This is a genomic window from Sodalinema gerasimenkoae IPPAS B-353, from assembly GCF_009846485.1.
Lineage (GTDB): Bacteria > Cyanobacteriota > Cyanobacteriia > Cyanobacteriales > Geitlerinemataceae > Sodalinema > Sodalinema gerasimenkoae.
In genome coordinates this window covers 1,288,780-1,313,063 of the sequence record NZ_ML776472.1, presented here as the reverse complement: position 1 = coordinate 1,313,063, position 24,284 = coordinate 1,288,780, and the positions used below count along the sequence as shown (strand labels likewise).

Annotated in this window: 28 protein-coding genes and 1 tRNA gene; 8 read left to right on the top strand and 21 right to left on the bottom strand. The window is 53.3% G+C overall.

Annotated features, from left to right (window positions below; all coding sequences use genetic code 11):
- Positions 1 to 62 precede the first annotated feature (62 nt).
- The 8 genes from rplJ to L855_RS05840 form a co-directional block, all read right to left on the bottom strand.
- On the bottom strand, positions 63 to 620 hold the full coding sequence (gene rplJ, locus L855_RS05875; RefSeq protein ID WP_159785377.1) for a 50S ribosomal protein L10: 558 nt from the start codon (positions 618 to 620) through the stop codon (positions 63 to 65).
- A gap of 507 nt (positions 621 to 1,127) precedes the next feature.
- Positions 1,128 to 1,847, bottom strand: a complete 720-nt coding sequence (gene rplA, locus L855_RS05870) for a 50S ribosomal protein L1 (RefSeq protein ID WP_159785374.1) — start codon at positions 1,845 to 1,847, stop codon at positions 1,128 to 1,130.
- A gap of 100 nt (positions 1,848 to 1,947) precedes the next feature.
- Positions 1,948 to 2,373, bottom strand: coding sequence for a 50S ribosomal protein L11 (gene rplK / locus L855_RS05865; protein WP_159785371.1), 426 nt, complete (start codon positions 2,371 to 2,373; stop codon positions 1,948 to 1,950).
- Between the two features lie 12 nt (positions 2,374 to 2,385).
- Positions 2,386 to 3,045, bottom strand: coding sequence for a transcription termination/antitermination protein NusG (nusG, locus tag L855_RS05860; protein ID WP_159785366.1), 660 nt, complete (start codon positions 3,043 to 3,045; stop codon positions 2,386 to 2,388).
- On the bottom strand, positions 3,045 to 3,266 hold the full coding sequence (gene secE / locus L855_RS05855) for a preprotein translocase subunit SecE (RefSeq protein ID WP_159785363.1): 222 nt from the start codon (positions 3,264 to 3,266) through the stop codon (positions 3,045 to 3,047). The genes nusG and secE overlap by 1 nt, the downstream gene beginning before the upstream one ends.
- Before the next feature lie 216 nt (positions 3,267 to 3,482).
- A tRNA-Trp gene (locus L855_RS05850) sits at positions 3,483 to 3,555 on the bottom strand.
- 125 nt (positions 3,556 to 3,680) lie between these two features.
- On the bottom strand, positions 3,681 to 4,058 hold the full coding sequence (gene rplS, locus L855_RS05845) for a 50S ribosomal protein L19 (RefSeq protein WP_159785360.1): 378 nt from the start codon (positions 4,056 to 4,058) through the stop codon (positions 3,681 to 3,683).
- A 53-nt stretch (positions 4,059 to 4,111) separates the two neighbouring features.
- A complete protein-coding gene (locus L855_RS05840; protein ID WP_159785357.1) occupies positions 4,112 to 5,068 on the bottom strand; it encodes a class I SAM-dependent methyltransferase in 957 nt (318 codons plus the stop codon).
- 160 nt (positions 5,069 to 5,228) lie between these two features.
- On the opposite strand from L855_RS05840, the gene L855_RS05835 reads away from it, so the two are divergent.
- Positions 5,229 to 5,873, top strand: a complete 645-nt coding sequence (locus L855_RS05835) for a phycobiliprotein lyase (protein ID WP_246198741.1) — start codon at positions 5,229 to 5,231, stop codon at positions 5,871 to 5,873.
- A gap of 189 nt (positions 5,874 to 6,062) precedes the next feature.
- Positions 6,063 to 6,818, top strand: a complete 756-nt coding sequence (locus tag L855_RS05830; protein WP_159785354.1) for a phycobilisome rod-core linker polypeptide — start codon at positions 6,063 to 6,065, stop codon at positions 6,816 to 6,818.
- A 236-nt stretch (positions 6,819 to 7,054) separates the two neighbouring features.
- On the opposite strand, the gene L855_RS05825 is transcribed toward L855_RS05830, so the two are convergent.
- The 6 genes from L855_RS05825 to L855_RS05800 form a co-directional block, all read right to left on the bottom strand.
- The gene (locus L855_RS05825; protein ID WP_159785351.1) at positions 7,055 to 7,978 is read right to left on the bottom strand and encodes an RluA family pseudouridine synthase; all 924 of its coding nucleotides are present in this window, start codon (positions 7,976 to 7,978) and stop codon (positions 7,055 to 7,057) included.
- A gap of 181 nt (positions 7,979 to 8,159) precedes the next feature.
- Positions 8,160 to 8,441 (bottom strand): hypothetical protein, encoded by a 282-nt coding sequence (locus L855_RS05820; RefSeq protein WP_159785348.1) that lies wholly within the window; start codon positions 8,439 to 8,441, stop codon positions 8,160 to 8,162.
- A gap of 148 nt (positions 8,442 to 8,589) precedes the next feature.
- Positions 8,590 to 8,778, bottom strand: coding sequence for a hypothetical protein (locus L855_RS05815; protein WP_159785345.1), 189 nt, complete (start codon positions 8,776 to 8,778; stop codon positions 8,590 to 8,592).
- Between the two features lie 120 nt (positions 8,779 to 8,898).
- Positions 8,899 to 9,171: a TMEM165/GDT1 family protein gene (locus L855_RS05810; RefSeq protein ID WP_159785342.1), complete on the bottom strand. Its 273-nt coding sequence runs from the start codon at positions 9,169 to 9,171 to the stop codon at positions 8,899 to 8,901.
- Positions 9,172 to 9,189: 18 nt separating this feature from the next.
- Positions 9,190 to 9,543: a TMEM165/GDT1 family protein gene (locus tag L855_RS05805; RefSeq protein WP_159785339.1), complete on the bottom strand. Its 354-nt coding sequence runs from the start codon at positions 9,541 to 9,543 to the stop codon at positions 9,190 to 9,192.
- A gap of 62 nt (positions 9,544 to 9,605) precedes the next feature.
- The gene (locus tag L855_RS05800; protein WP_159785336.1) at positions 9,606 to 9,986 is read right to left on the bottom strand and encodes a YkgJ family cysteine cluster protein; all 381 of its coding nucleotides are present in this window, start codon (positions 9,984 to 9,986) and stop codon (positions 9,606 to 9,608) included.
- Between the two features lie 183 nt (positions 9,987 to 10,169).
- Here L855_RS05800 and psb30 point away from each other — a divergent pair, with 183 nt between their 5' ends.
- Positions 10,170 to 10,301, top strand: a complete 132-nt coding sequence (gene psb30, locus L855_RS05795; protein WP_068788901.1) for a photosystem II reaction center protein Ycf12/Psb30 — start codon at positions 10,170 to 10,172, stop codon at positions 10,299 to 10,301.
- Positions 10,302 to 10,396: 95 nt separating this feature from the next.
- Here psb30 and recJ read toward each other — a convergent pair whose 3' ends face one another.
- Complete coding sequence (gene recJ, locus L855_RS05790; protein ID WP_246198740.1) at positions 10,397 to 12,481, bottom strand: single-stranded-DNA-specific exonuclease RecJ; 2,085 nt, start codon at positions 12,479 to 12,481, stop codon at positions 10,397 to 10,399.
- Between the two features lie 113 nt (positions 12,482 to 12,594).
- Between recJ and L855_RS05785 the strand changes: the two genes are divergently transcribed.
- The gene (locus L855_RS05785; protein ID WP_159785333.1) at positions 12,595 to 13,095 is read left to right on the top strand and encodes a leucine-rich repeat domain-containing protein; all 501 of its coding nucleotides are present in this window, start codon (positions 12,595 to 12,597) and stop codon (positions 13,093 to 13,095) included.
- A gap of 175 nt (positions 13,096 to 13,270) precedes the next feature.
- On the opposite strand, the gene L855_RS05780 is transcribed toward L855_RS05785, so the two are convergent.
- From L855_RS05780 to L855_RS05765, 4 genes are all read right to left on the bottom strand, one after another.
- Positions 13,271 to 14,293, bottom strand: coding sequence for a hypothetical protein (locus tag L855_RS05780; protein ID WP_159785329.1), 1,023 nt, complete (start codon positions 14,291 to 14,293; stop codon positions 13,271 to 13,273).
- Positions 14,294 to 14,473: 180 nt separating this feature from the next.
- The gene (locus L855_RS05775) at positions 14,474 to 18,445 is read right to left on the bottom strand and encodes a CHAT domain-containing protein (RefSeq protein ID WP_159785326.1); all 3,972 of its coding nucleotides are present in this window, start codon (positions 18,443 to 18,445) and stop codon (positions 14,474 to 14,476) included.
- Complete coding sequence (locus L855_RS05770) at positions 18,445 to 19,539, bottom strand: tetratricopeptide repeat protein (protein ID WP_159785323.1); 1,095 nt, start codon at positions 19,537 to 19,539, stop codon at positions 18,445 to 18,447. The genes L855_RS05775 and L855_RS05770 overlap by 1 nt, the downstream gene beginning before the upstream one ends.
- 65 nt (positions 19,540 to 19,604) lie before the next feature.
- Positions 19,605 to 20,192 carry a CHAT domain-containing protein gene (locus L855_RS05765; protein WP_159785320.1) on the bottom strand — a complete coding sequence of 196 codons (588 nt, stop codon included), beginning with the start codon at positions 20,190 to 20,192 and terminating at the stop codon, positions 19,605 to 19,607.
- Between the two features lie 327 nt (positions 20,193 to 20,519).
- Between L855_RS05765 and rpsF the strand changes: the two genes are divergently transcribed.
- The 4 genes from rpsF to L855_RS05745 all read left to right on the top strand — a co-directional run bounded on the left by rpsF (position 20,520) and on the right by L855_RS05745 (position 22,693).
- Entirely contained in the window at positions 20,520 to 20,855 is a 336-nt protein-coding gene (gene rpsF / locus L855_RS05760) for a 30S ribosomal protein S6 (protein ID WP_159790984.1), read from the top strand.
- Between the two features lie 164 nt (positions 20,856 to 21,019).
- On the top strand, positions 21,020 to 21,448 hold the full coding sequence (gene rplU / locus L855_RS05755) for a 50S ribosomal protein L21 (protein WP_087710335.1): 429 nt from the start codon (positions 21,020 to 21,022) through the stop codon (positions 21,446 to 21,448).
- 91 nt (positions 21,449 to 21,539) lie between these two features.
- A complete protein-coding gene (rpmA, locus tag L855_RS05750; protein ID WP_159785317.1) occupies positions 21,540 to 21,803 on the top strand; it encodes a 50S ribosomal protein L27 in 264 nt (87 codons plus the stop codon).
- Between the two features lie 416 nt (positions 21,804 to 22,219).
- Positions 22,220 to 22,693, top strand: coding sequence for a GNAT family N-acetyltransferase (locus L855_RS05745; protein ID WP_159785310.1), 474 nt, complete (start codon positions 22,220 to 22,222; stop codon positions 22,691 to 22,693).
- On the opposite strand, the gene L855_RS05740 is transcribed toward L855_RS05745, so the two are convergent.
- Entirely contained in the window at positions 22,632 to 23,570 is a 939-nt protein-coding gene (locus L855_RS05740) for a sensor histidine kinase (protein WP_159785307.1), read from the bottom strand. The genes L855_RS05745 and L855_RS05740 overlap by 62 nt on opposite strands.
- Before the next feature lie 67 nt (positions 23,571 to 23,637).
- The gene (locus L855_RS05735) at positions 23,638 to 24,216 is read right to left on the bottom strand and encodes an L-threonylcarbamoyladenylate synthase (protein ID WP_159785304.1); all 579 of its coding nucleotides are present in this window, start codon (positions 24,214 to 24,216) and stop codon (positions 23,638 to 23,640) included.
- Positions 24,217 to 24,284 lie beyond the last annotated feature (68 nt).

The following is a 24,284-nucleotide window of genomic DNA, read 5'->3' as shown; positions in this document are numbered from 1 at the left end:
GGGATAAATGAATGGTTGGACGTTCGTGAATTGCCAATAAAGACCACGATAGCTGTGGCACTTTATTGTTCTTTTTCGGATACCGCTTTGACGGCGCGAACCAAAGAAGAGGGAACCTCTTTGATGCCCACAGCCAGTTTCTTGGGAACGGCGTTGGTACCCACTGCCAGTTTCGTCGGAATCGAGTTGATTGCTGCGGCGATGCGCGCAATAAGCTCTTCCTTGGTTGGCAGTTCGGTTAGGGCTTTAATATCGTCAGGACTGAGCTTTTGCCCTTCTAAAACACCACCCCGGAGTTCGGTTTTTTTGGTGTCTTTCTGAAACGCTTGGTAGGCTTTAATAGCCGTCCCAAAGTCATCCTTGGCGAATAGAAATGCCGAAGATCCTTCGAGGAACTCGGTCATGGGTTCCCAGGTTTCATCCCCTTCTACGGCAATGCGCATGAGGGTGTTTTTGGTCACCTTACAGACGGCGTCGGTTTCCCGGAGTCGTCCGCGTAAGTCAGTCATCTGTGCGACGGACAGCCCTTTGTAGTCAATGACCACAGCAAGCTGAGATTCGCTCAGTGTTTCCTTGAGTTCAGCGACGATCGCTTTTTTGTTTTCTAATGTTCTGCCCAATCGGACTCACCTCCTTATTTGCTGGGCATTCACTCAGTTGAGAAACCCCCTTGAGAACTTCCCAAACTGTCACCCGTAAACTTGGGTCGTTTTTGGGTTGGATGCAATTGGCTCAACTGACCCCCCTCCCTCCCTCCACAAAAAGCCCCCGGTCGAGACGCCGAGGGAAGTGTTGGGGGACGCACTAGGTCCCCCCTCCCTCCCTCCACAAAAAGCCCCCGGTCGAGACGCCGAGGGAAGTGTTGGGGGACGCACTAGGCGGCCTCCAAACTCCTCACCTCGGCAGGACATTACGCGCTGAACGCCCCTGCTGTCTCTGGTTGAGAGCCTGGCCTCCAAACTCCTCACCTCGGCAGGACATTACGCGCTGAACGCCCCTGCTGTCTCTGGTTGAGAGCCTATTCAGTTAAGCCAATCTGTTTCGTATCTGGTGTACTGGGTTGTTGTGTTTGGATTTAGCCGGGGAGAAAATGCTCCCCAGTGCCATGACGGATGTCAGAGTTGGTCTTAAGCCATCAAGTCCGCCATTTTTAAGTCCCGTAGAGCGTTGACATCCACTTCTACGGAGGGTCCCATGGTCGAGGAGACATAGATGCTACGCCAGTAGCGTCCTTTGGCTCCAGCGGGACGGTTGCGCTCAATACAGTCTTGAAGCGCTTTGAGGTTGATTAACAGGTCTTCAACCGAAAAATCTGCTTTGCCGAACATGACATGGACAATGCCTGTGCGATCAGCCCGGAATTCTAGTTTACCAGCTTTGAACTCAGAAATGGCCTGTTCTAAGTCGGTGGTGACGCTTCCCCCTTTAGGTGAAGGCATCAGGCCTTTTGGACCGAGAACGCGACCGAGTTTCGCCACCTGGGGCATCATATCAGGGGTGGCAATCAAAAGGTCAAAGTCGAGGCGACCTTGTTGGATTTCTTGGATGAGTTCTTCGGAACCATACAGGTCAGCCCCGGCGTTGGCGGCTTCTTGCACTTTCTCACCGCGAGCAATCACGGCGACACGAATGGTCTGCCCGGTTCCTTTAGGGAGGGCGACGGTGGTCCGTAGTTGCTGGTCGCTATATTTGGGATCGATTCCCAGACGAATATGAGCTTCTGCGGATTCAGGGAACTTGGCCGTTGCCGTCTCTTTGAGGAGTTTGAGGGCTTCGGTGGGTTCGTAGGGACGCTCTTCAACTTTTTGATGAAGTTCCCGCAATCGACGTGAGAGTTTTCTGGTCATGATAGTCGGTGGGGTGGTTAGCGAAGTGACACACTTCTCCCCCATTCAAATGGGTTCTTGGTGGAATGGTTGGATGCTGGTTTGGCTTGGGTGAGGCGCGTTAGCCTTCGATTTTAACACCCATGTTACGTGCCGTTCCTTCGATGATTTTCATGGCCGCCTCAATGTCATTGGCGTTGAGGTCGGGCATTTTAGTTTCAGCGATTTCACGCAGCTGATCCCGTCCAATGCTGCCAACTTGGCTGCGGTTGGGTTCACCGGACCCTTTCTCGATTCCAGCGGCCTTTTTGATGAGGACGGAGGCTGGAGGAGTTTTAAGGATAAAGGTGAAACTGCGATCTTCGTAAACGGAGATCTCAACGGGAACGATGGTTCCAGCTTGTTCGGAGGTTTTGGCGTTATATTCTTTGCAGAACTGCATGATATTGACGCCATGCTGACCCAATGCTGGACCAATGGGAGGCGCAGGATTCGCTTTAGCCGCCGGAATGGCGAGCTTGATGAGCGCAACTACTTTTTTAGCCATTGATGATTAACGTTAACTCTGTTTTTCGACTTGGTTGAACTCTAATTCTACAGGGGTATCGCGCCCAAAGATAGACAGCAAGGCTTTGAGTTTGCTGCGTTCGGGGCTAACTTCAATGACTTCACCTTCGAAGTCTTTAAAGGGCCCAGATAAGACGACGATTTTGTCCCCGGTATCCATGTCAATCTTGACAACCGGTTCTTGTTCTCCGGTCTGTTTGAAGATACGCTCGACTTCTGAGGGACTCAGGGGCATGGGTTTAACGTGACCCCGTCCGCGTCCATAGCGCCGCTTCTGCTCTGCCCCGACAAAGTTAATCACATTGGGGGTGTTTTTGACAACCTGCCAAACTTCGTCATCCATACGCATTTGAACGAGAACATAGCCAGGAAAGACTTTCTCTTCAATATTCTGTCTGGCACCGTCTTTACGGACTTTGACGGCGGGGGTTTGCGGGATGGCAATTTGTAGGATGCGATCGGCCACGTCTAAGGTTTCTTTTCGCTGGTCGATGTTGGCTTTGACGCGCTTTTCGCAGCCAGAAGCGACCTGCACCGCATACCAACGGGCGCGGGGCAGTTGAGACTCTTGGGGAGTATCTTGCCGCTCATCTGAGTCGTTGTCGTCCCAGGGAGCATCGGATTCGTAGGATTGGTTCGATGAAAATGTCATCAGAATATCTGTTGTGCAGCCCAACCGAACAGGTTATCGACTAAGTAGATGGCACTCGCTAAAAGCACAACCATTAACAAGACGGCAACGGACTCGCTAATGACTTGCTGTCTTGAGGGCCAGACGACCTTAGAGAGTTCCTCTTTGGCTTCTTGAAGGAACTTGATCGGATCGAACTTTGAACTCGTCTGTTGCAGATTGGCTTCTTTTTTCTTCGCCACAACGGTTAACCTCTTGGGGACGGACTCCAGTCTGGGCTGAACTTAGCCGACTGTGTGCTTCGAGTTGGTTTGTCGTCAGAAAATGCTGAGGCTCGGGGTCGATCCACGCCTTACATCAGACAACGCTCACCCGAAAGCTGAACCATTCCTGTTTTTAGGAATGTTGTTGTCAAGCTTTCGGGTTAAGCGTCTTTTCAAGAAGTTGAAAGGGTCCAACGCGCCCTGGAGGACTCGAACCCCCGACATCAGGTTTTGGAGACCTGCGTTCTACCAACTGAACTAAGAGCGCATCTCGTCTGGTTCAGACGTTGAACCTCTTCTTAACCAGTGTATCACGATTGGTGTGCGCTTGGGAACGATTCGGGATTTTTTTTTAGGGTTACCCTTCGTCCCCGGGACTGAGACTGGCTCAGGTTACTTGCCAGCTTTGGCGATGGGTCGGTCGAAACGCTGTTTGAGGCGAGTGGCTTTACCTACGCGATCACGGAGATAGTACAGTTTGGCACGACGCGCTTTACCGCGACGTACGACATTTATGTAACTGACTCTGGGGGAATGGAGGAGAAACACCCGCTCAACGCCAACGCCTTGGAAGACGCGACGAACGGTAACGGTTTCGTTAATGCCACCATTGCGCATGGCGATAATGGTTCCCTCGTAGGGCTGAACCCGCTCTTTACCCCCTTCTTGGATGACGACACCGACGCGGACGGTATCCCCGACATAGAGTTTGGGCAGATCGGATTTGAGATACTCAGATTCGATCGCCTGAATGATTTGTTGACCCTTCATAGCTGCCTCGTTACGTTGCAGCCTTTTATCATAGACGCTGTTGAGGTATCCCGTCAATCTACCTGTCGCGCGATGAGGGTTCGGTGACGAGGATCGGTGGGAATTGTCTCGATATGCTGCAAACCGGCTTGCTTTAAGGCTCCTTCAACGTCAAAGGTGTAGTAATCGTCGCTCCATGGCTCGGTACTTTTCATGAGAACGAATAGGGCTGGTGGCAGGTTTTGGATCACCTCGGATTTAGGATTGTTGTCAACAATGGCGAGGAGTCCACCGGGGCGCAAGATGCGTCGCATTTCTCGGAAAATGGCGGTGGTGGCGTGGCGCGGCAGTTCGTGGAGGACGAACTGTAGGGTAATAACGTCAAAACTATTGTCGGCGAAGTCGGTGGCTTCGGCGTTGCCATGTACCCATTGATGAATCTGCTGGGTTTGGTCTCGCTGTTGGGCAACGGCCAACATATGGGGGGATAAGTCTAAGCCGACGGTGCGAAGGGGCTGGGATTGTCGCTGTTGCAGGTATTGATGGAGAAATTCGCTGGAGATGCCGATGGAACAGCCGACATCGAGGGCATCTTGGACGGTTTCGGGCAGATGAGGGGCGATCGCCTCTAGGAAGGAGTGGCGCAGTCGCTGTTGGGCGGCCTCGGAGGTGAGAGATTCCCCTTTCCAAACCCGTAGGGCCATGGATTGGGTGGCGGGTTCGGCTTCTAGGGCCGCCAACCAGCAAAGATTCCCGGCATCATAGGCGTGGAAGGGAACTTGGTAATAGTCGGGATAGGTGAGGTTGGGGTTGGTAATACTGGCTAAACTGCCTCGAAGTTCCTCAGTATCGAGTTCGGCGACGCGATCGCGCCAGGGAACGCCGTTTTTTTCAGCGGTTTTAATCAACACCCGTCGCGCTTGCTGTTTCATGAGTCGGTACAGCAGGGGGGTGGCGATGAGTTGGTTGACGAGGCGAGAGAGCCAGTCTTCGCCGGCCCAGGCCGGTTTATGGGTGGAGGTGGAGGTCATAGGATTGGCTTAAGTTAACACTTGATGATTATCAAAGGATAGTTGAGACGCGTCAAGTTTGGCGAAGTCCGGGGTTCACCTCTTGCCGGACGACCCCCTAATCATTAAACATTGAAAGGAATTGTGGCAATTGTACAAGCACGTAGAGAGTCCCCCCACTATGACGCAACCTCCCATGACCGAAACCAGCCCAGTGATTCCCGCTGACGCGATGGAGTTCTTTAAGCAGAGTGCTGGAACCTGGCATTCTCAGAGAACCACCCATCATCTGCCCTTCCGCCGTTCTGAGTTGGGTGGATCGGAGATTTTTGTGGAAACCCTCCCCCCAGATGATCCTCGGGTGGTGGAGATTTGCCAAATGTACGAGATTGACCCAACAACCGCTTCGGGGGGCGCGTTTGTGCGCTGGAATGGCTCGATGCAATGGGATCGTGACAATGATGAAAATCATGCCGGCTCAACGGTGTTTGCCATTGTCCCCGATGCTGAGAACCCTCGTCAGGGCAAAATGTTGCGAGAACGGGGCTATGCGGAAAAAGTCCCCGTAGCAGGGCGTTATGAGCTGGATGATGATGGAGGAATGAGTTTAATTACGGAGTATGAAACCATGAGTTCTGTGGAACGGTTTTGGTTTCCCAGTCCTGGGGTACGGATGCGAACCAGCACGGTGAAACGGTTTGGTGGCTTCAATACGGCAACGTTCTGCACGGAAAGTCGTGTGGATAGTTCTCAGCCTGAGATGAGTGGGATTCCTGAGGCGGGGGAACAGGCCAGTCAACGCTTTTATTCTCTGTTGGGTTGGTAGAGCGGGCAACGATGGGTAAAGGCGATCGCCTGACAACCTAAAGCGGTAAATCGTAAATTTTCTTTACGTTAAGTGTTAAAAATTGTTGCTGACGTTCATAAAAATGAGACTGGGTTGAAGCCAATCCCCTAATCTAAAGGTTGACGAGTCCACAAATAGCAAACCCTTTAAGCTTACGGAGATATTAACGTGGCACTTCCCTTACTCAGTTACACACCGAAAAGTCAGAACGTGCGTGTCGCGGGATACGTCGTTCCTGGCGATGAAGAACCCTATGTGTTCGACACGGAAAACCTGCCCACAGGTTCGGACATCGACGAGTTCATCTGGGCGGCGTACCGTCAGATTTATAGCGAACACCAAATCCTCAAAAGCAACCGTCAGACCTTCTTAGAGTCTCAACTCAAGGATGAGCGCATTACGATGCGTCAGTTCATTCGCGGTTTGCTGCTGTCGGATCCGTTCCGCCGTCGCAACTTTGAGACCAACAGCAACTACCGTTTTGCTGAACTCTGTGTTCAACGGGTTCTCGGACGGGACGTCTACAGCGAGCGTGAGAAAATCGCTTGGTCGATCGTGATTGCCAACAAAGGTGTTGAAGGCTTTGTGGATGAACTCCTCAACAGCGACGAATACCTGGAAAACTTCGGCGATACGATTGTTCCGTTCCAACGCCGTCGCAATCTGCCTCAGCGGGCTATGGGTGAAACGCCCTTTAATCTAAAAACTCCCCGTTATGGTGCGTACCACCGTAATCAACTGGGCTTCCCCCAGATTGTTTGGCAGAATGCTGTGCGCCGCTTCCGTCCTCAAGAGAAGCAACCCACCGAGGGCAATCCCGAGCGGTTCCTCGGCATGGCGCGGGCTGTGTCTTCTGGCCAGCCGTCGACACCTCGTCCTTCGGTTCAAAACCTCAACTACATGGCTGCGGTTCCCCGTCGCTAGGCTGGTTTGACTGTTACAGTCTGACTGGAATAGCAGCGACTGATGATTGCTCTTGGATGAGTGGTTGTCAGTCGCTGTTTTTTAGGGGGGGAACAGGGAATAGGGAACGGGGAACAGGGAACAGAAAAGACGTAGGGGCGCGCCCTTGTGGACGCCCTAGGCAATAGGCAGTAGTCAATAGGCAGAGAACCAGGTAGGGGCGTACCCTTGTGGTCGCCCTAGGCAATAGGGGGACTTTAGCGGCGGCGTTTGAGGACTTGCAGCAGTTTTTTGATGTGGGGGGGAAGGGGGGCGATCGCCTCGATGGTATCTCCGGATTGGGGATGCTCTAGGGTTAGTTTCCAGGCATGGAGGGCTTGGCCGGGTAGGTTGACCCCTAGAGAACGACCGGAACCGTAGAGGGGGTCTCCGATAATTGGATGCCCGATGGAGGCGCTGTGGACGCGAATTTGGTGGGTGCGACCGGTTTCGAGACGAAAATGAATTAAGCTGTAGTTTCCTAGGGCTTCCTGGACGTTCCAATGGGTTACGGCAACGCGGCCGCCTTGGTCTTCCGGGATGATCGCCATCTTTTTGCGATCGACGGGATGACGGGCAATGGGACGGTTGATGGTTCCTGAGGGCTGACTGGGGGAACCATAGACCAGGCCGAGATACTCGCGGCGGGCGGTTTTGGCTTGGATTTGGGCTTGTAAATGCTGATGGGCGCGATCGCTCTTGGCAATGACGATCGCCCCGGTGGTGTCTTTATCGAGGCGGTGGACAATACCAGGACGCTGAACACCGCCAATCCCCGAGAGGCGATCGCCACAATGGGCAAGTAGGGCGTTAACGAGGGTGTCATTGTAATGGCCCGGGGCAGGATGTACCACCAGTCCCGCCGGTTTATTGACAATTAGGAGATGGTCATCTTCGTAGAGGATATCCAACGGCATCTCCAAGGGTTGGATGTTTAAGGGTTCAGCCGGGGGAATATCAATGGTGAGGCGATCGCCCACCTGGACTTTCAGCTTTTTAGAGAGACAGGGTTCTCCATTAACCGAGACACAGTTCTGTTCGATGAGCTGCTGGATGCGCGATCGTGAGAGGTCTTTAAGATTTTGGGAAAGGATGCGATCGAGGCGATCGCATCCTTGGGTTACATCTACAGTGATGGTCATGAAGGTGAATCAACCGATGAAACAACAACCCTAAGGTCTACAACGTCTCACCATATTCGAGTAAAACGGCCAAGATGGCCTCTAACGCCCGACGATTGGCCAAACTCGGGTCTAATTGGAAACGGATTTCGGCAGCACGGCATCGAGCTTCGATTCGAGCGCGGTTTGGCCAAACTCGGGTCTAATTGGAAACGGATTTCGGCAGCACGGCATCGAGCTTCGATTCGAGCGCGGCGAGTTGCTCGTTCTCTTTCCTCAGCTCTTCGTTGCCCCTCCTCAGCTCTTCGTTGCTCCTCCTCAGCTCTTCGTTGCTCTGTTTGAGCGAGGCGGTCTGTTTCTCGATTTCGACGGTTCCACTCAACGCCGAAATTAACCACTGCCACCAAGAGGGCTGCCAGAGTGAATCGGTTACTCCATGCTCTGGGGTTGCTGACGTATCCGAGGAGGCTGAAATCTTGTTCATCGTAAAATCTCAGAAAGGCCACGCTAATGGTTAACACCGTCAAGGCAGTTCCTGGCAGTAGAGAGAGGAAATTTAGCCAGAGTTGAGGGCGCAATAGCTTCATTCTAGCAACCTTCACGTTTGGCAAATTCTACCACCACTCCAGGCTCTAAAAGGTGTCGCCATATTCCTCTAAAACGGCCAAGATGGCCTCTAAGGCCCGACGGTTGGCCAAACTCGGGTCTAATTGGAAACGGATTTCGGCAGCACGGCATCGAGCTTCGATTCGAGCGCGGTAGATAGTTCCTGGAAGTAGAGACAGGAAGTTTAGCCAAAGTTGAGGGCGCAATAGCTTCATTCTAGCAACTTCAGTTTTGCTGAAGTCTACCATGCCCCTCAGCTAACTACCACAGTTTTGTTGTAATGTCAATATCACTAAAGTAGATATTTCGTGTTATCAACTGTTAACTGTTGGCGATCAGTTGTCTTTCCAAAGCAGTCGTAGAGCAATGAAGGCAAACCCAAGGGCGGCTAGGCCCTTGAGAATTTGGGTAGGTAGGAGTTCTGCGACGGCATCCCCGGCAAGCACTCCTAGGAAACTGGCTAGGACTAATGCCCCGGCGGTTCCGAAGAAAACGGCCTGGGGTGATTTGGAACTGCCACTGAGGGCGATCGCCGCCACTTGGCTTTTATCTCCGAGTTCCGAGAGAAATACGGCGATAAAGGTTAATCCGAGTAAATCCCAATCCATCGTTAATCGTCCTAAACATTAAAGGCTTACCATTTCTCCGAGGAGGAGAATGGCAATAAACAGCAGAATGACAGCGGCGAAGGTCTCAATCGTTTTTTCCGAGACTCGATTGGCAAGCCAACGCCCTAGGAGAACCCCGATTAAACTGGTTGTAATTAGGGCTAAGGCTGCCCCTAAAAAGACCACCCAGGGCGAGTCTGACTCGGCGGTCATGAGGAGGGTAGTCAGTTGGGTTTTATCCCCCATTTCCGCTAAGAAAATGGTGATAAAGGTCGAGCCAAAAATTCCTAGGATGGATTTTGAGGCTTTGCGCGTTGAGAGAGGAGTACGCTCTGGGGGGTCTTGGACGGGGGAAGACGTGGGAGCTTTCACAGATGGGGAGTGATAACGAACATTACATTATTTTACATGGGGGGGTCACTCCCTGGGAGATGTCAGCGATCGGCTTTGGGGCGCAGAATTCGCGGTTTGCCGACGGCGCGGTCGAAGCGTATCATCTCTAGGCTGCGATCGCCGTAAATGTCCTCGATATGCTCCCGACAGCAGTCAATGGCAAACTCATCGAGGTCCTCGGGATCAATGCCATACCGCTGCTGATACTCTTGGGCATCCACCCGACAGAAGCCAGGACGTTTCTCATAAATGCCACATTCTCGGGTATCGTGGTCATAATGCTTACACCAGCCATCGTCCGTCACCAGACTCAGATAGAGCTGGAGTTCCTCGGCGGAAAGATACTCCTCTAAGTCAGGACGCTCTTCAGGGGCTAGATAACAGCAGGCGCCACAGTGTTTTACACATTGCCAGGTTGCCACGGTGAAAACTCCAAGAGATGATAGGGGTGGGTAGTCAGGGGCGATCGCCCCCAAGGCTGACGGGACACGGATTTATACTTTTGTAAAGTTTCTTAAAATTCAGGGCCCATCAGCCAGTAAGATATTAAACGGCATTTCCTGCGATTTATAATTGACCCTGTTTTTTCTGTTTGAGAGGATTTTATGGAAGCGTTAACATCAGCACTCACGTCAATCAACTGGGAACCCATTTTCCAACTTACCTTTGTCGGTTTGATTCTCGTTTCGGGACCAGTGGTGATCTTTCTCCTCGCCTTCCGGGGTGGTGATCTCTAGAGCGGGATACATTGAGGATACTTTGAGATTTATCTCTTAAGCCCGATCGCCATCGGGCTTTTCGCTCATTGGTTCGCTCATTCGAGATAACAGCATTAAGACGATGAGCCGTTTAACACCGCCAGGGCTGCTTTAATTAAATCGTAAAATCGCCGTTCTCGCACATTGACATAGCGAGCATTGTCTCGCGAGGTTCCCAGTAGGCCCATTTGGTTACCCTGATTCACCGCCAAGACTTGACCGCGATCATTACGAATGCGGAGTTCTTTGGTTTCCCCATGAGGGTAGAGGCCACAGAAATAGACCCGATTTTGGTACTCAAACCGCTGTAGGGTTTCCCCAGTCTCAGTCACCGCCTCCTCAGCCTTAGACGAAGCAACCTCCGTCGCCTCAATCACCGTGGCCTCGGGAATCTCCTCCTCACTCGTCCGAGACTCCCAAACCACGCCCTCAGGACGACGAGCGCCAACCACCTCTAACTGGAGCGAAACCTGTCCTTGCCACTCATTCTCCCCCAGTTTGTAGGCTAAATCTAGGGGACTGGGTAACGGGAAATACTCACCCCAACGCCAGGCGATCGCCCCAATGGATGTCTCAGACTCCCCCTGGGCCAGTTCCAGCTTCAGATGGCCCTTGCCCACCGTTTTCTGTTGCAAAACCCGCACCTGAGTGGAATAAAACACCGGGGTGGGATTGCCAATGCCAAAAGGTTGCAGTTGTTCCACCTCCTCAAACCGCTCTAAATCCAACTCCTCAAACCCCAACTTCCCACTGATGCGAACCAGTGGTTTGAGATGTTCCGGTTGCAACCATTGACAGGCGAACTCACTCAACCGCTGACGAAACGCCTCTAAATTGGCTTCCGGGAGCGAAAACCCCCCAGCCGCCGGATGTCCGCCATACTTGGTCAGTAAATCCTGGCAATAATTTAGGGCCTCAAACACATTAAACTCAGGAATCCCCCGGGCCGACCCCCGCACCTGTTGCAATTCCTCATCTTCGTAGGTGCAGATAAACACCGGAACCCCGTAGCGTTCCACTAAGCGCGAGGCCACAATGCCAATGACGCCGTGATGCCACTTTGCCTGAAGTGGAACCAGAACCCGCGTTTCGGGGAGCGTGTCTTGGAACGCATCACACCAGGCGATCGCCTCCCGTTCAATCTCCTCACACATCTCCTGGCGGGTGCGGTTAATCTGTTCACATTGCATGGCCCGTTCCAAAGCGATCCCCGCGTCATCTGTCGACAACAACTCAATCACCAACTGGGGATCACCAATTCGCCCCACCGCGTTAATGCGAGGGCCGAGGCGGAAACCAATGGCATCGGGTTTTAGGGATTTTTTGCCCTTGTCCCCCGATCCCGACACCTGCACGAGGGCCTGAATGCCCGGAATTTGCGAATTTGCCAGGAGGTGCAACCCCTGTAAAACCCAATATCGGTTGACACCGGTGAGGGGGGCCAAGTCGGCGATCGTTCCCAGCGTCAGCAGTTCCAACATGGGGAGTCGGAAGGTTTCCCCCTGTTTAAAATGCTCCCCCAAGTGCATGGCCAACATATAGGCCACCCCCACCCCCGCCATACCGCGATAGGGGGAGTTCTCGGGAGCCATTTTAGGGTTAAGAATGGAACTGGCGGGGGGAATCACCTCGGGCAAGTCATGGTGATCGGTAATAATCACCTCCATCCCCAGTTCTCGGGCTTCTTCAACGGGCCCATGGGCGCTAATGCCATTATCGACGGTGATAATTAAGCCCACCTCCGCCTCTGCAAACTCATTGACAAGGCGGGAGTTAATGCCATAGCCATCGCTCATGCGGCTGGGAATGGCATAATCCACCTTCGCCCCCAAGGTTTTCAAGGCCCGCAATAGCAACGCCGTACTGGTCATGCCATCAGCATCATAGTCCCCACAGATGGCGATCGCCCGTTCCGTCTCAATCATCTCCACAATCAGATCGAGACTAAGGGCTAAATCAGGGAAATCCTGAAGGGGTGGCGGCAGTTCCAGGCTATCGGGTTCCAGGAAAATCTGAGCCACCTCAGGACTGTCTAAGCCCCGTTCCATGAGGATTTGGGCAATGAGGGGAGAGACATTGAGAGACTCAGCCAGAGATTGGATCTCAGCTTCAGGGAGATCTGCCAGAATCCAGCGTTGGTTAGGGAGATTAGGACGCACGGAGATTGAGAACCAGTAGTAGCAAGGGCGTGTTTTCAGTGTCTGTCCTGGGGGCAGACTTTGGCAAGGGGCGAGGCTAGAATTGAGGGAATCCGTTTGAGGACGTAACGGCGATGGAGAATAGCGTTGAGGCCCGAGTTGAGGCGATGAAAGCAGCGGGACGGGACACGCTGAATTTACATGGGTTAGGTTTGCAGGAGGTTCCTGAGGTGCTGTTGGAGTTCCCAGAGTTGGCGGGATTGAATCTCTCGGGGAATCGCCTCACGGAAATTCCTGAGTTTATTGGGGAACTCTCGAAGTTGCGTCTGTTGTACGCGGCTCGCAATCAGATTACAGCGATTCCTCCCTGTCTAAGCCGCCTTCCCCTATTTTCGGGGTTGGAGTTGTCAAATAATCAGGTTCGCGACATTCCTGGGTTTATGGCGCAGATGCAGAGTTTATCAATGTTGGAGTTAACGGGAAATCAGATTCGCGAGATTCCCGAGTTTATGGTGCATCTGCCGCGATTGTTCCGGCTGAATGTTGGGGAGAATCCGCTGGAATGTCCGCCGTTGCAGGTTTGCGAGCAGGGGCTGACGGCGATTCGGGAGTATTATGAGGTCCATCCTCGGTAAGTTCATTATCGTCACGTTTAAACCGATGAGAGTCTTCTGTTTTCACCATAAACCTGAGGATCGATGGTCTACGTTTCGATGAGAGCGATCGCCTTGTGTCCTTTTAGTGCAAACTTAGTGATCTCGCCCTGGACACCGCCAAAGTCTATCCCCAGCATGGCGATCTTTGATTCCGTTATGGCTCATCCCCCGCTCCTACAACAAAGGGTTCTCTACCGCGCGTGACTAGGGCAATCAAGCGATCATGGGGATGCAGAATGCAGATTTGATCGTCCCCCAGTTGAAACACCACAAAATCACCGGGGAGATGGGTGGCATGACGAACTGGCCAGTGGGCAAAAGGGGTTTCCAGGGTGAACTCAAACTCCAACTGCCCAAGCTCGCGATTTCGTAGTCCGGCAATTCCTCGCCCTTGCAGGTAGCGAATATAAAAATCCCAGTCGCTGTCTTCAGCCAACTTTAGAATGGGCTGATCAAAAAAATGCCCACGGCGTATGAGTCTGCGATCCGGCGAGTGAGGTTCTTTAAGAATTGTTAACTGTTGAGTTTGAAAATCTGCGAGTGAAATTGATTTGATATTGCTACCCGTCAAATTGAACTGCATCGTCTGTACCCCATCTGAAGACTTAAAATAGAGCTGATATTGCCCTGGTAAATCTAGAGTATCTACGGGCACCAGCTCAAGCTGAGTCAACATACTGGTCTGACTTTGTGCCACATACCATGCCGCTAGTAACAGGTAACTAATGCCATGAATGACCAGCAGTGATTTGACCGTCTTCACGGTAGCTTCTGACTGCTTTCTTAAAGAAATCTGAAAAAACGGATATTCAATCAACAAGGTAACCAGAAACATAAAGATGGCAAAGATCCACTGCCAAATATGGATATTTTCTATGGTGAGAAAAGTGATTTCTGACTTAATGAAGACCGTAATCAGCATTCCTCCCCAAGCTGAGGTATAGTTGGCCAAGATTAAGGTTATAACTGTTTGGAAGCGAGGCAATCGAAACCACTTTGCTAACAGTGACCCCTCGATGTATCCAATGATTAGGTTCCCCAAGAACAGGTGCATGTAGGTGGTGTGGACAAGTGGTGTCCATGAGTTGGCAAGGGCAGGTCGGGTCGTCAGGACAATTCCGATACTTAGTAATAGTCCCCACCCTTGCCAATTTTTGTGGTTGCGATCGCGTTGCATCACGTCCTTGCCTCAACGAATAGTATGAATTTATTGACATTTGTTATAGTGCATTCTGGATTCGGCTACAGCCCATTCTCAACCAAAATAAACGGCGCCCAATAGTAACGTGAGTTCGGGTTAAGCCGAACTTATGTTATACACTTCTGACGCGAATCAGCCTATGCGTCGACTGCTGCTTCATAAACCATTGCCGATGAGGATGAACGGTGCCCAATAGTAGGGATGGGCCAGGGGATCGCCGCTGCTGCCCTGCTGCCCACCCCGTAGCTCGATCTCGCCCCGCTGCCCCCCAACTGCGGTGTAGTCCCCAGTAATCAGGGCAATTTGGACCGCTTGCAGGGCTTCCTTCTTAGTCATTCCCTGTTGCAGAGCGTCGTAAAACCCACTCATCAGGATTTGGGTGCCCTGGTCGTTCACCTTCCACAGGGAAGCCATCACGGCCTGGGCGCCGGCCTGCTGGATCTGGTAACCCAACCCCAGAATCTCGATGCCGCTGCCCAGTTCCGCATTGCCCACAGCGGTTTCGCAGGCACTCAAGACCACCAGTTCCGCATCTAGTCGCCAAGTATTGCGGATCGTCTCTAGGCTGAGGGCTTCGCCACTGCCCAGCAGGAGAAAGGATTGGGTGGGCTGGTTGGGGACAACTGCCCCGTGGGTGGCTAAGTGGAGAATCCGGTATCCCCCGAGGGCGGACTGGAGGGCGGCGACGCTGAAGTCTTGATTGAGGAGGACGCGGGTATCGGGGACTTGAGTGGCGAGGGTGTTGACTTCGATTTCCGTAAAGGGCAGGTCGTCGAACTGGAAGAGTTGTCCGGCGATAGGGACCTCAAAGCTGCACTCGGCACAGGCGGCGGCGAGAAGGCGGCGGTTATCCGGTTGGGGGACTTGGCTGAAGTCCGTGAGGGAGGCGGCGGTGATGTGGCTGAGGCTGAATCGTTGGGCTAAGTAGCGATCGCCGTCATGGAGTGCCGCTAGAGGCACATAGCGCAGCGCACCATCGGGGGCGTAGATAATGGCTTCGATGCCAGCTTGGGTCAGTTGGGCTTCCAGGGGGGCGATGAGCCAGCCGTGCAGGGTTTGGGCCAGGGGCAGGATATCGCTGTTGGGGGAGTTGAGGGCTTGGCCGAAGGCGACGATAGTGCGGTTGAGTTCCGTTTGGGTGACGGCGATGGGGTAGCGCAGGGGGGGGCTGTCGGCGGTGACGAGGATTAGTTCGAGGCGATCGGGCAGGATTAGGGGATAGATGAGGGCGGTGGGTTGGGGTAAGTTACGCAGATTATTTTGCAGCGTCCGGTGTTGGCGTTCGATTTCGATGGATTGACCGTCAGTTTGTTGACGGATTTGGCGCAGCAGGGTTGCGACTTCGGGGCGGTCTAGGAAGGCGGCGAATTGACCTTGGGCGGCTTGGTAGCGTTGCCGCAGGGTCTCTCGTTGTTGGTGCTGGGTGGGGGTGAGGCTGTCCTGGCCCTGTTGGCGGACTTGGTCGTCGAGGCGGGCGAGGGCGATGCCGTCGGCGAGGGTTTGTTCGTAGAGGGCGAGGAGGTCGGTTTCGATTTGCCAGAAGGCAACCCCGGTGGAAGTTGCTTGGGTACTCCGCACCTGGGAGAGGGCTTCGTCGAGTTCTTGAACTTTGAGCAAGTCGAGGACACGCTGGGCTTCGAGGATGCGGTTTTGTTGGAGGAGGAGGTCGGCGAGGAGGCGGTAGCTGTCGGCGACGGTATCGGTGAAGGATTGTTGCAGGTCGGTGTCGAGTCCGCGAATATCGCCACGTATGGCTTCGCGGCGATCGACGCTGGCTTTGAGGAAGGTGATGGCGAGTTCGGGTTGGGCTTGGTTGTTGAGGAGGGTGCCGATTAAAGCAAGGGAAAGACCTTCTTCGGCACGGGCACCGAGTTCGTTGAACAGGGTGAGGGCTTGACCATACTGCTCTAGGGCGCGGTCAGATTGGCTTAGACTGCTGTAAACATTGCCCAAATTGCCCAGGGCGCGGCCTTCCCCAGCGCGATCGCCTATCTCGCGGGCGATCGCCAGCCATTGTTCATGAAAGTCAATGGCGCGCTCGTACTGCCCCAGGTTACTGTAAACATGCCCCAAACTGCCCAGTGCGCCGCCTTTCCCGGCGCGATCGCCTATCTCCCGGGCGATCGCCAGCCATTGTTCATAAAAGTCAATGGCGCGCTCGTACTGCCCCAGGTTACTGTAAACATGCCCCAAACTGCCCAGTGCGCCGCCTTTCCCGGCGCGATCGCCTATCTCCCGGGCGATCGCCAGCCATTGTTCATGAAAGTCAATGGCGCGCTCGTACTGCCCCAGGTTAATGTAAACATTGCCCAAACCCCCCAGAGCGCGGCCTTCCCCAGCGCGATCACCTATCTCGCGGGCAATGGCTAGGAATTGTTCATGGAAGTCAATGGCGCGCTCGTACTGCCCTAGGTTATTGTAAACATTGCCCAAACCCCCCAGGGTGAGGCCTTCCCCAGCGCGATCTCCTATCTCGCGGGTGATCGCCAGCCGTTGTTCATAAAAGTCAATGGCGCGTTGGTACTGCCCTAGGTTATTGTAAACAAGGCCCACGTTGTTCAGGGCGCGGCCTTCCCCAGCGCGATCACCTATCTCGCGGGCAATGGCTAGGAATTGTTCAAACAAATCAATAGCACGGTCGTACTGCCCCAGGTTGTCGTAAACATTGCCCAAATTCCCCAGGGCGCTACCTTCCCCAGCGCGATCACCTATCTCGCGGGTAATGGCTAGCTGTTGTTCATAGAAATCAATAGCACGGTTGTATTGACCCAAGCGGTTGTAAACAATGCCCAAATTGCCCAGGGCGCTGCCTTCCCCAGCGCGATCGCCTATCTCACGGGTAATGGCTAGCTGTTGTTCATAGAAATCAATAGCACGGTTGTATTGACCCAAGCGGTTGTAAACAATGCCCAAATTGCCCAGGGCGCTGCCTTCCCCAGCGCGATCGCCTATCTCACGGGTAATGGCTAGCTGTTGTTCATAGAAATCAATAGCACGGTTGTATTGACCCAAGCGGTTGTAAACAATGCCCAAATTGCCCAGGGCGCTGCCTTCCCCAGCGCGATTACCTATCTCGCGGGCAATGGCTAGGGATTGTTCATAGAAATCAATAGCACGGTCGTAGTGCGCCAGGCGGTTGTAAACAATGCCCAAACTGTTCAGGGCGCGGCCTTCCCCAGCGCGATCGCCTATCTCACGGGTAATGGCTAGCTGTTGTTCATAGAAATCCATGGCGCGTTGGTACTGCCCTAGGTTGCCGTGAGCAGCGCCCAAGTTACCTAGGGCAGCACCCTCCCCTAATTGATCGCCTATCTCGCGGGTAATGGCTAGCTGTTGTTCAAACAAATCCATGGCGCGTTGGTACTGTCCTAAGTTGTTGTAAACAACGCCCAAATTGCCCAGGGTACGGTTTTCGCTGACGAGATCGCCAATCTCACGGATAATGGCAAGAGATTGTTCATAGAAGTTAATGGCGCGCTCGTACTGCCCCAGGCTGTAGTAAACATTGCCTAACCCCCCCAGGACGTTACCTTCCCCAGCACGATTACCTATCTCGCGGGCAATCACCAAGGATTGTTCAAAGAAGTCAATGGCGCGTTCGTATTGGCCCAGGCTGAAGTAAGCACCGCCCAAATTGCCCAGGGCGCCGCCTTCTCCAGCGCGATTACCCACGGCTCGGTAGAGTTCTAAAGCCCGTTCCCAAGAGGCGATCGCTTCCCGAAACTGACTGCGATTAGATTCCTCAATCCCCAAGTCGAGCAGGCGATTGGCTTCGGTAAGGCGGAGGTCAGCTTGGGTTAGGGTCTGGGGTAGGGCGAGGGTCAGTTGAGAGGGGGATGACTCCATGTCCAAAGATGACCCCGTTGAGTTTGCACTCAAATCAGGCAAAAGCCCCAATTCCCCTGGGGTTTCCTGAGTAGGGAGAGGAATTGGCGGTCGTCCGGCGGCCATGACCCCCTCTACTGCTGACAACCACAGGGCCGTCAGCAGCATTGCCCTCAGGAACTTGCCCCCAGTAGCCATCGTTACCCCTCCCTCGATTAACTCAGTAAATGTACTGATGCCTTTATACTTCATCGCCAAAACAGCCCAATCCTCATCTGAAGCCCATCGAAGGTGTCCCATCATCAGAGGACAGGAGTTCCGATATTCTCCGGTGTGCCCTGTCGTCGTTGGAGGCGGGCTAAGGAGAATTCAATCGCCGTTAATAGCACTGGGTCTTCCTGGGCACTAGCCAAATCGCGGGCGGTGTTTAGAGAGGTCAGTGCCTCCTCGTACTGTTCCATCTCCATGAAGGTCGCCCCGGCTTGATAGTGAATTTGGGGATCGCTGGGGGCGATATATTGAGCCTCCCGATGATTCAGGGCAGCTTGGTCAAAGTCATTTAAACGGAAAAAAGCATCGCCCATGGCACTGTAGGTGAAGGCGCGAAAAGGGTTAATCTCCAAAGAGTCTTTAAACTTCTCGATCGCCCCTTCATACTGCTGCTGAGCCATTAAGAGCATCCCCCAGTTATAGTGAATGACCGCTCCTTCAGGGTTGAGGGCTAGAGCCTTTTTATATCGACGTTCGGCTTCCTCATACTCCCCTTGATTCGTTAGGGCAATCCCCCAGGAATTATAGGCACTGGATAGATTGGGGTCGAAGGCAAGGGCGGTTTGGGCCGCGATGATCGCCCCATGAAAGTCTCGTTGACGGGTCAGGGCAACGCTCAAGGTCGCGTAGGCATTGGCATCCCGACTATTCTGCTCAATGGCCCGGTTGGCAAATTCAATCGCTTCTGCATAGCGATTTTGTTCAGAGAGAATGCTACTCAAAATGCTGTAGGCTCCCGCCGTGTTTGGACCTAATCGAATCGCCTCCCGCACCGAGGCTTCTGCCTCCGCTAACCGTCCAAACCCCCGTAGGATCATCCCCAGCAGCAGATGGGCCTCGGGGTGGTGGCTTTCTGAAGCTAGGGCCCTTTGGAGAGACCGTTCGGCGCGAGCGTACTCCTGCTCACGAAAATAGTTTTCGGCGCTTCGGTAATGGCGCTGATACTCTGAGAGCGGATTAGGCACTAGGGTCCTCACTCCACCACTCGGCTGTCCGGGAGAATCCAGGCCAGGGATAATCCGGTGTATGGTAGATCCGTCAATACTGCTGGCGATCGCAATCACGAGTAGCCAAATCCAGGCGGTGGGGTTGGTGGGGCTTGGGGGACGGTGATTTCTAGCGGTCATCGTTCTAAATGGGTAAACAGTAAACAGTCAATAGGTAGCTAAGGGAAAAACGGTGCTGCTGTGCTTCATAGGCCATTGCCGATGAGGATGAACGGGGCCCAATAGTAAGGATGAGCCAGGGGATCTCCCCGAGAGGCATGTCCTGGCCCGCCCCGAATCTCTATATCCCCCCGACGACCTCCTACCGCTGTATAGTCTCCGGTAATCAAGGCGATCTGGGCCTGTCGCAGGGCTTCTGCCTTAGGTAAGCCCAGTTGCATGGCCCCATAGAAGCCATTCATCTTGCCCAGGGCGCGGCCTTCCCTAGCCCGATCGCCCACGGCTCGGTAGAGTTCTAAAGCCCCTTCCCAAGAGACGATCGCTTCCCGAAACTGACTGCGATTAAATTCCTCAAGCCCCAAGTTGAACAGGCGATTGGCTTCGCTAAGGCGGAGGTCAGCTTGGGCGAGGGTCAATTGAGAGGGGGACGACTCAATGTCCAAAGATGACGCCGTTGAGTTTTGGCCCAAGTCAGAGAGGGGCCACAATTCCCCCGAGATACCCTGGGTAGGAGTCCCGATATCTTGTCGTCCAGCAGCCATTACCCCTTCCATCACCGACAGCCACAGAGCCGTCACCACCATCGCACTCAATAACTTGCCGCCATTCGCCATTGTTGCTAGCTCCCTCGAATCACTCCGTGAATTTACTGATGCCTTGATCCTTTATATTTCTGGGTGGGATGCACTTATTCACAAATGCGCCACAAAGTCGGTCGAAAATCGCGATTCTCCCCTCCCGGCAGCCGAGAGAGGGTAATCCCATTTTTCGATATTGTAGGGGCGAAAAATTTTTCGCCCCTACTGCGATCGCATCGATCGCCAACAATTTCATCAATAGCCCCCTCTTTTGCGATACACTGGAAGATCCTTGCTTCAGTGCCACTCAGCCATGAGCGAGACACCGAAGCCACTCCGACCACAAGGACTTCACAACGGCGAATGAAAGAGTTTATCTACGAAACCATGTACATCCTGCGCCCTGACATCGGCGAAGAGCGCACGGATGGGGAAATCGACAAATATCGCAATATTTTGCTCGAAAACGGCGCGGAAGACCTCGATGTCCAACATCGTGGCAAACGTCGCTTAGCCTACGACATCCTGAAACATCGGGATGGCGTCTATGTGCAAATGAACTACAAGGCTCCCGGCGCGTCCATCGCGGTCATGGAAAAGGCGATGAAATTCTCCGATGATGTCCTGCGCTATCTCACCATCAAGCAACCGGTGCAACAGCCGGATGCCGATGACGAAGACGGCGACGAAGAAGAGTAAATCAGCGCAGAGAAACTTGACAGCCCCTACACCTATGGGTGATAATTAGGGGTTTAGTTTTGTGTCACTGCTCGGAACGGGTGATGAAAACGCCAAATCGACGCCAACTCGACCTAACCGGCGAATTTTGGCTACCCCTACGGCATAGTTTTGAGGACAGTTGAATGACTTACGCAATTATTGAAACCAGCGGAACCCAAATCATGGTAGAACCCGGTCGGTTCTACGATGTAAACCTACTCGATGCGGCTCCTGGAGACGAAATCACCATCGATAAGGTGCTGTTTATCCGCAATGAAGACGATGCTCACGTCGGTCAACCCTGGGTTGAAGGCGCAACGGTTCGGGGGACGGTGCTGCAACACCTCCGGGGTCGTAAGGTCATCGTCTACAAGATGCAGCCGAAGAAGAAAACCCGCAAAAAACGGGGACATCGCCAAGAACTCACCCGTTTTGCAATTTCGAGCATTTCGGTCAATGGTACGGTGTTAGCGGAAGCTGAAATCCCCGCTCCCCGTAGCTTAGATTTGGAACCGGCCACGACCGATGAACCGGCTGAGGTGGCTGAAATGGTCTCGGCTGAGGCAGAATAGAGGTTTGTGGGGATAGTAGTCGCCTCTGTCTCTATCCCCGCGTTCGGTGGAAACATCGTTTAGAACACTGTAGCGTGGAGATTTTTGAATCATGGCTCACAAGAAAGGAACCGGTAGTACAAGAAACGGTCGCGACTCTAATTCCCAGCGATTGGGTGTTAAACGCTATGGCGGTGAAGTCGTCACGGCGGGCAATATCCTGGTTCGCCAACGGGGTACGAAAATTCATCCTGGCAATAATGTCGGGTTGGGTAAGGATGACACCCTATTTGCTCTGATTGACGGTATTGTCACGTTTGAGCATAAAACCCGCAGCCGCAAGAAGGTGAGCGTCTATGCTCCTTCTGATGCTTAAGGATAGACAGATTTGAATCAGTCCACTTGCAGCATTATGCTGGCTCGACTGGCTCTAGTCTTAGCAGTACGTTTTCTGATGAGAACGTGCTGCTTGTTTTTTGGAAGGCCGATTCCCACAAGGAATGATGCGTTTGGACCGATTCGGGCAAGATTCCCGCAAGAATGATGCGTTCGGGCAAGTTTGATGCGAGCGGTCAAGGCCCAACCCGTTATCTGCGCCCGGACGCATCCTACCATTTACCCCCTGTTCCCTGTTCCCTATTCCCTGTTCCCTTCCTCTTGTCACAAAACGATCGCTAAGTTTGTATTTGCCGATACTAAAAGTTGGCAAAATTTGCTAGAACTATTCCAGCTTGACTGCATACACCACAAAGGTCCCTCTTTCGGAGATGGGGCAAGGAGATACCAAGCGTTATGGATTGCCGTCACATTCGCTTCTGCTCCCGTAAGTCGGAGATTGACTTTACTCAACTTAAGTCTTTATTTGAACTCTCAGCTTTTTGGGCTGCCGATCGCAGTTTTGAGGACTGGAAAATCGCCATCGAGAACAGTGTCCCGACAATTACCGTCTGGGATGGCGATCGCCTCATTGGCTTCTCTCGCGCCACCTCCGATGGGGTCTTCCGGGCTACCATCTGGGATGTGGTGATTCACCCGGAATATCGTGGTGTGGGACTGGGACGCAAGATGGTGGAAACTCTCTTGAGTCATCCGCAAATGAACCGTGTCGAACGGGTCTATCTGATGACAACCCACCAGCAACGGTTCTACGAACGAATTGGCTTTGAGGAAAATCAAACCACGACCATGGTGCTGCAAAATCAACTTATCCTGACTCGGTTTCCGGGGGTGGAGGAGCCTGTTGCAGCCGGTATTGAAGCCGACTAAGCCAACCACAGTTGGGATTGGGGGGCGGTTCAAGAACATCTAATGCACCGCCCATAATCTCCAAGAGGGTATAGTCCACGAGCCAACTTAACCCCGACGAGAGTTGGGGCAGTTCTGTGGCGGATACCGGGATTTGTGGCGCGGGAGGGGGCGATCGCAATTGGTCGATAGGTTCATTCCAAATATCCAACTGACAGGGGGAATCGAGCCAAATATAGACCTCATCCTCTCCTCCCACTGAGGACGACAGCCGCAAACTCCCTTCACTCATGCCATCCACAACAGCCATAATTTGATGTAACAAGACTTGCACCAGGGGCTTGTAATCGGCGTTGACCCAGAGATCCCCGTTGGGCATCTGCACGTCGTAGTGATAGTTACGGTTCGCGACTTGCAGGGCGGAGAGTTCCCGAACTTCCTCAAATACATCATAAAGGCGCACCGGTTCGACTTTGAGCGGCGATCGCCCCTGTTCAGCCCGGGCCACCTTGAGGACGATATCCAGCATCTCCACCATTTTTAGGGAATATTCATGGGCGCGACCGAGAAAGTCTCGCTCCTCCTCCTGGTCTTCGCATAAATCCGTCAGAATCAGTTGGTGGGTGCCAATTAAGCCACTCAGGGGCGATCGCAATTCGTGGGAGACTCGCGCCAAAAACCCCCCCTTAAACCGACACATCTCTTGGGTAAGATGAACTTGCAGTTGTAGGTCTTCGAGGCGCTGTCGCATCCACTGGCGCTCATGGTCGAGGCGATCGCATTGCTCAACCAACGCCGCCACTCGTTGACGCAGTTGGGGATCAGCGATTTGGGCTAACTCTGCCTCAGTCAGAGTGACATCATTCTCCTGAGACAAATCCGGGTGATCTAGGGTCATGCCAGTTTTTAAGAGTCTTCTCGATTAACCCCCAGCTTAACGGTCTTATCCGTTGCTGGGTCAACCTCTATAACTCTACGGCTCCCTGTCGCAGAATCTGCCAATTCCCCCCAGTCCATTGCACAACGGTCGAAGGTAATCCTGAGCCGATACGGTTCTGATAGACTTCTGGCTCTAACACGCACACTGTCGGAAAGGCCGCCACGATGGCCGCCGCCTCTCGTAAGGGGGGTTCCCCAGAACGATTGGCACTGGTGGTCGCTAGGGGGCCGGTGACGGATAATAGCTTCTGGGCGATCGCACAATCGGGAACGCGAATCCCCAATGTTCCGGAACCGCTGGGATTCATCCCTGGCGGAACTTTGGTACTAGCCGGAAGAACCAGGGTTAAGGCTCCTGGCCAATGCTGTTGAGCCATTTCTTGCCAACTGGCTCGTTCGTGAGGGGTTCCCTCAACATACTCCCAAAGGTCGTCGGGACTGGCTCCCATCAGAATCAACGGTTTATTGAGGCTCCGTTGTTTGAGGTGATAAATGGCTTCAGTTTTTTGAGGGTCTACGGCCAATGCTGGAACAGTATCGGTCGGGAAACTGACCACAGACCCAGATTTGGCGGCTTCAATTAGATCGTTGTAGGTGGAAAGCATGGGGGAACAAGAGGCAAGAGGGGGAACCACGGAGACACAGAGGACACGGAAAAAGAGAGAGGGAAAGA

What these genes read in the sequence shown, in the direction of transcription:
- rplA (WP_159785374.1), bottom strand. Translation starts at nt 1,847, where the DNA reads ATGACCAGAAAACTCTCACGTCGATTGCGGGAACTTCATCAAAAAGTT.
- rplK (WP_159785371.1), bottom strand. Translation starts at nt 2,373, where the DNA reads ATGGCTAAAAAAGTAGTTGCGCTCATCAAGCTCGCCATTCCGGCGGCT.
- nusG (WP_159785366.1), bottom strand. Translation starts at nt 3,045, where the DNA reads ATGACATTTTCATCGAACCAATCCTACGAATCCGATGCTCCCTGGGAC.
- rplS (WP_159785360.1), bottom strand. Translation starts at nt 4,058, where the DNA reads ATGAAGGGTCAACAAATCATTCAGGCGATCGAATCTGAGTATCTCAAA.
- L855_RS05840 (WP_159785357.1), bottom strand. Translation starts at nt 5,068, where the DNA reads ATGACCTCCACCTCCACCCATAAACCGGCCTGGGCCGGCGAAGACTGG.
- L855_RS05835 (WP_246198741.1), top strand. Translation starts at nt 5,229, where the DNA reads ATGACGCAACCTCCCATGACCGAAACCAGCCCAGTGATTCCCGCTGAC.
- L855_RS05825 (WP_159785351.1), bottom strand. Translation starts at nt 7,978, where the DNA reads ATGACCATCACTGTAGATGTAACCCAAGGATGCGATCGCCTCGATCGC.
- L855_RS05820 (WP_159785348.1), bottom strand. Translation starts at nt 8,441, where the DNA reads ATGAACAAGATTTCAGCCTCCTCGGATACGTCAGCAACCCCAGAGCAT.
- L855_RS05815 (WP_159785345.1), bottom strand. Translation starts at nt 8,778, where the DNA reads ATGAAGCTATTGCGCCCTCAACTTTGGCTAAACTTCCTGTCTCTACTT.
- L855_RS05810 (WP_159785342.1), bottom strand. Translation starts at nt 9,171, where the DNA reads ATGGATTGGGATTTACTCGGATTAACCTTTATCGCCGTATTTCTCTCG.
- psb30 (WP_068788901.1), top strand. Translation starts at nt 10,170, where the DNA reads ATGGAAGCGTTAACATCAGCACTCACGTCAATCAACTGGGAACCCATT.
- L855_RS05785 (WP_159785333.1), top strand. Translation starts at nt 12,595, where the DNA reads ATGGAGAATAGCGTTGAGGCCCGAGTTGAGGCGATGAAAGCAGCGGGA.
- L855_RS05780 (WP_159785329.1), bottom strand. Translation starts at nt 14,293, where the DNA reads ATGCAACGCGATCGCAACCACAAAAATTGGCAAGGGTGGGGACTATTA.
- L855_RS05775 (WP_159785326.1), bottom strand. Translation starts at nt 18,445, where the DNA reads ATGATGGGACACCTTCGATGGGCTTCAGATGAGGATTGGGCTGTTTTG.
- L855_RS05770 (WP_159785323.1), bottom strand. Translation starts at nt 19,539, where the DNA reads ATGACCGCTAGAAATCACCGTCCCCCAAGCCCCACCAACCCCACCGCC.
- L855_RS05765 (WP_159785320.1), bottom strand. Translation starts at nt 20,192, where the DNA reads ATGGCGAATGGCGGCAAGTTATTGAGTGCGATGGTGGTGACGGCTCTG.
- rpsF (WP_159790984.1), top strand. Translation starts at nt 20,520, where the DNA reads ATGAAAGAGTTTATCTACGAAACCATGTACATCCTGCGCCCTGACATC.
- rplU (WP_087710335.1), top strand. Translation starts at nt 21,020, where the DNA reads ATGACTTACGCAATTATTGAAACCAGCGGAACCCAAATCATGGTAGAA.
- rpmA (WP_159785317.1), top strand. Translation starts at nt 21,540, where the DNA reads ATGGCTCACAAGAAAGGAACCGGTAGTACAAGAAACGGTCGCGACTCT.
- L855_RS05745 (WP_159785310.1), top strand. Translation starts at nt 22,220, where the DNA reads ATGGATTGCCGTCACATTCGCTTCTGCTCCCGTAAGTCGGAGATTGAC.
- L855_RS05740 (WP_159785307.1), bottom strand. Translation starts at nt 23,570, where the DNA reads ATGACCCTAGATCACCCGGATTTGTCTCAGGAGAATGATGTCACTCTG.
- L855_RS05735 (WP_159785304.1), bottom strand. Translation starts at nt 24,216, where the DNA reads ATGCTTTCCACCTACAACGATCTAATTGAAGCCGCCAAATCTGGGTCT.